We start from the raw sequence: 3,704 nt of genomic DNA on the forward strand, positions 1-3,704 counted from the left end.
CATATGACATGCACCTGATTGTCAAAGGCATTGCCGACGGCGGCTCCTGGCTGGAAATGGGAGCTGATCATGCCTCGGAATGCCTGACCGGTCTGTGCCGCATAAATGGTGCCTCACTGGCTGTGGTAGCCTCAAACTCTGCTGTACGGGGCGGAGTGCTCTTTCCCGAAACCTGCCGCAAGATGACCCGGTTTATAAATCTATGCGGCAGATTTCGGCTGCCTGTGGCCTTTCTGGCCGACACACCCGGTTTTATGATCGGAGAGGACGTGGAGCACCAGGGCATTGTCCAGGCGGCTGCGGATTTGTATACGGCCATAGCTCAAAGCCCTTCGCCCAAGGTGTGTATAGTGGCCCGCAAGGCTTATTCAGCAGGTCTTTACGCCATGGCCGGCGCAGGCTTTGACGCCGGTTTCTGGGCCATGCCCGGTTCTTCCATCTCAGTATTTGGACCAGAGGCCCTGAGCCGTTTCAGCCATGACCGGGATATGCCTGAACCGGCCCGGAATGCTGCAAAAGAAATGCTCTCCGGAGCTCTGGATCCTCAGGTTTTTCTCGATAAGGGACTCATCCAGGAAGTCATTGCCTGGGAAGATCTGCGCCATCGGCTTTCCTCCTTTGCTCAGAATACGGTCTGAGTCTGACCCGCAACACCCGCCGATAAATATGGGAGAATACGCATGAACAATGAAAAAATCGAAAAAATCATCAACCTGGCAGAAAAGTGGAACCTGGATGAACTGGAGGTGGAGGAAAACGGTTCCCGGATTCGGGTAGTCCGCCATAGGGATCAACCTGCAGTTATGCCTGTTTCCACCGGCCTGGCATCTTCCGCTGGACAGGAAGCGCTCAAACCCGAAACAAAAGATGTTCCCCATGGACTGCATGCTGTTCGCAGCCCCATGGTGGGTATTTTTCTGCACCCGGACCAGGACGCAGCAGCCAAAACCCTGCTGGCGGGCGACCATGTCTCCTCTGGAGACGTGATAGGCTATGTTGAGGCCATGAAAATGCGAACCGAACTCGTCAGCGAGGTGGATGGACAGGTGGTGGAGGTGCTGGTGACCGATAAGCAGTCAGTAGAGTTCAATGAGCCGCTTTTTCTGGTGCGGCCAGATATTCAACAGCCCTGATCCCATGCAGCGTATCCTCATTGCCAACCGGGGCGAAATCGCCCTGCGCATTATCCGCACCTGCCGCGAGATGAACATAACCTCAGTACTTGCACATTCAACAGCGGACAGGGATTCACTGGCCATGCGCCAGGCTGATGAAACCGTGTGCATAGGTCCGCCTCCGCCTCTGCAAAGCTATTTGAACATCCAGGCCGTGGCAGGAGCTGCCAGGTCCTTTAATTGTGATGCCCTGCATCCGGGCTACGGCTTTCTTTCCGAGTCGGCGAGCCTGGCCCGGGCCTGCTCTGAGGCTAATGTGACCTTTATCGGCCCCAGAGCGCATACCCTGGAGCAGATGGGCGACAAGATTGCGGCCCGCCAGGCTGCGTTGAGCGCAGGAATTCCTGTGATCCCGGGCAGCAAAGAAGAGGTCTCTTCAGCCCACCAGGCTAACCAGGCAGCTATGGAAGTGGGTTATCCCGTTATGCTCAAAGCTGCCATGGGCGGAGGAGGAATCGGCATTCGTCCTGTAAACTCTGCTCAGGAAATGCACCGCCTCTTTGAAGAGACCCGGGCCGAAGCCGCTGCCGCCTTTGGCGATGGGCGTTTGTATGTTGAAAAACAGCTTTCAGGCATGCGCCATGTAGAAGTACAGGTGATGGGGGATGGTGACGGAAACGCCGTTCACCTCTTTGAACGCGACTGCTCCCTGCAGCGACGGCGTCAAAAACTTATCGAAGAAGCCCCGGCCGTGCTGGTGGACCAGGCAGTAAGAAACCAGCTGCACCAGGCTGCAGTCCGTCTGACCTGTTTTCTTGGCTATGCCGGTGCAGGCACTGTAGAATTTCTTGTATGCGGATCAGATTATTATTTTATGGAGATGAACACCAGACTCCAGGTAGAACACGGAATAACTGAAATGATTACCGGAGTGGATCTGGTAGCTGCACAATTAAGTGTTGCCGGCGGCACAGGCATCCCATGGGCTCAGGATGATATTTTTTGCCAGGGACATGCCATGGAGTGTCGAATAAACGCAGAAGACCCCAAAACAGCGCTGCCCTCACCGGGCATTGTCCAAAGCCTGGAACTGCCTTCCGGACCCGGCGTGCGGGTAGACACTGCCTTGTTGCAAGGGGCTGAAATCCCGGTCTGGTATGACTCCCTGGCAGCCAAAATCATGGCACACCATGAAAACCGAGACCTCACCAGGCAGAGAATGCTGCGCTGTCTGAACGAAACACGTATCACCGGAGTAAAGGTCAATACTGAAAGATACAGGGAACTTATCGTCCGGGATCAGTTTGCCTCGGCCACAGTATAGCTGATATAATCCAAACAAGGAGCATGCAATGAATCCTGTAGAGATGTATAATGAAATTGTTAATCGCGTTCCTGCCTATCAAAAATTTCTTCAAGAACAGACCGGCGGTATCCCCAAGGTGCAAACCATGGAGGATTTAGCGGACATCCCTTTAATGGACAAGGCCAGCTATATCCTGAAGCATCCCATTGAAGATCTGTGCTTAGACGGCAATGTCAACTGTGCCCACCTCTGGCTGCGCAGCTCAGGTACTTCGCGCAAACCCTTTTTCTGGCCGCGCCGCTATGAGGACGAAAAAAATTTTCCTCAGGGAATGAGAAAGCTCTTCCATGATTATACGGCTTCGCAAAAGCAGCCCACCCTGATCATAGTCGGTCTGGCCCTTGGCCCCTGGGGCACAGGCATGCAGAGTTCCTATGCCTTCCGAGTTCTGGCCAGAGAGACACCTGGGCTGGCACTTTGCTCCCCAGGTCTGAACAATGATAACATCCTGGAAGTGCTGGAGCGCCTGAGTCCCAACTACAGCCAAACCCTGCTGCTGAGTTATCCTCCTTTTGCCAAAAATGTATTGGAACAGGCAGAAGCCCAGGGCATGGATCTGCCCGGCCGTAATATCCACGTCATGGTCGGCGGGGAGGGCATCACTGAAAAATACCGGGAGCACATGTGGAAACTGCTGGGGCATACAGAAAAAGATCTTAACACTGTCTGGTGTCTGTACGGCTCAACAGATTTTGCCAATGTAGGCTTTGAAAATCCCCTGACCATCGCCATCCGGCGCATACTTACGCGTGATGGATTGTGCCGGGAAATCCTGGGAGAACCAGCCATCCCCATGTTTTTCCAGCGGGCGCCCTTGAACTCCTACTTCGAAGAAGTAAACGGCGAGCTGGTGGTCAGCCGCATTCAGGGCATTCCGCTCATGCGCTACCGCAGCGGAGATCACGTCCGTTTTATGCCTCGGAGCGAGATGCTGGACAGACTGCGTGACCATGGCCACGACGCCGAACAGGTGGTGCGTGATGCCAGCCTGCCCGTTCCCCAATGGAATACTCCTTTTGTAGCGCTTTACGGACGCATAGATCAGACCCTGTTCTTCTACGGAGCCAACATAACCCTGGATCAAATCAAGTCCGCCCTGGAGTCCGAACAATTTGAGCCCTATTTCAACGGACGCTACTTAGTCCGAATGACTGAGGACGAGCATAGCAACCCGCAGATCGAAATATCCCTGCCCCAGAGCCAGGCACTTGAAACTGCCAGCC

Annotated in this window: 4 protein-coding genes; all 4 read left to right on the plus strand. The window is 54.4% G+C overall.

All coding sequences use genetic code 11. From position 1 onward, the window contains the following. On the plus strand, positions 1 to 638 hold a 638-nt coding region (locus QZP87_RS10400; protein ID WP_291322856.1), incomplete at its 5' end, for a carboxyl transferase domain-containing protein. Positions 639 to 680: 42 nt separating this feature from the next. Beyond that, a complete protein-coding gene (locus QZP87_RS10405; RefSeq protein WP_291322857.1) occupies positions 681 to 1,133 on the plus strand; it encodes a biotin/lipoyl-containing protein in 453 nt (150 codons plus the stop codon). Then, positions 1,090 to 2,439 carry a biotin carboxylase N-terminal domain-containing protein gene (locus QZP87_RS10410; RefSeq protein ID WP_291322858.1) on the plus strand — a complete coding sequence of 450 codons (1,350 nt, stop codon included), beginning with the start codon at positions 1,090 to 1,092 and terminating at the stop codon, positions 2,437 to 2,439. The genes QZP87_RS10405 and QZP87_RS10410 overlap by 44 nt, the downstream gene beginning before the upstream one ends. A 28-nt stretch (positions 2,440 to 2,467) precedes the next feature. After that, a partial coding sequence (locus QZP87_RS10415) for a hypothetical protein (protein ID WP_291322859.1) occupies positions 2,468 to 3,704 on the plus strand: 1,237 nt, incomplete at its 3' end.

This window comes from Desulfonatronospira sp., assembly GCA_003563255.1.
Lineage (GTDB): Bacteria > Desulfobacterota > Desulfovibrionia > Desulfovibrionales > Desulfonatronovibrionaceae > Desulfonatronospira.

Coding starts and splice junctions, on each gene's coding strand:
- QZP87_RS10405 (WP_291322857.1), top strand. CDS start 681: ATGAACAATGAAAAAATCGAAAAAATCATCAACCTGGCAGAAAAGTGG.
- QZP87_RS10410 (WP_291322858.1), top strand. CDS start 1,090: ATGAGCCGCTTTTTCTGGTGCGGCCAGATATTCAACAGCCCTGATCCC.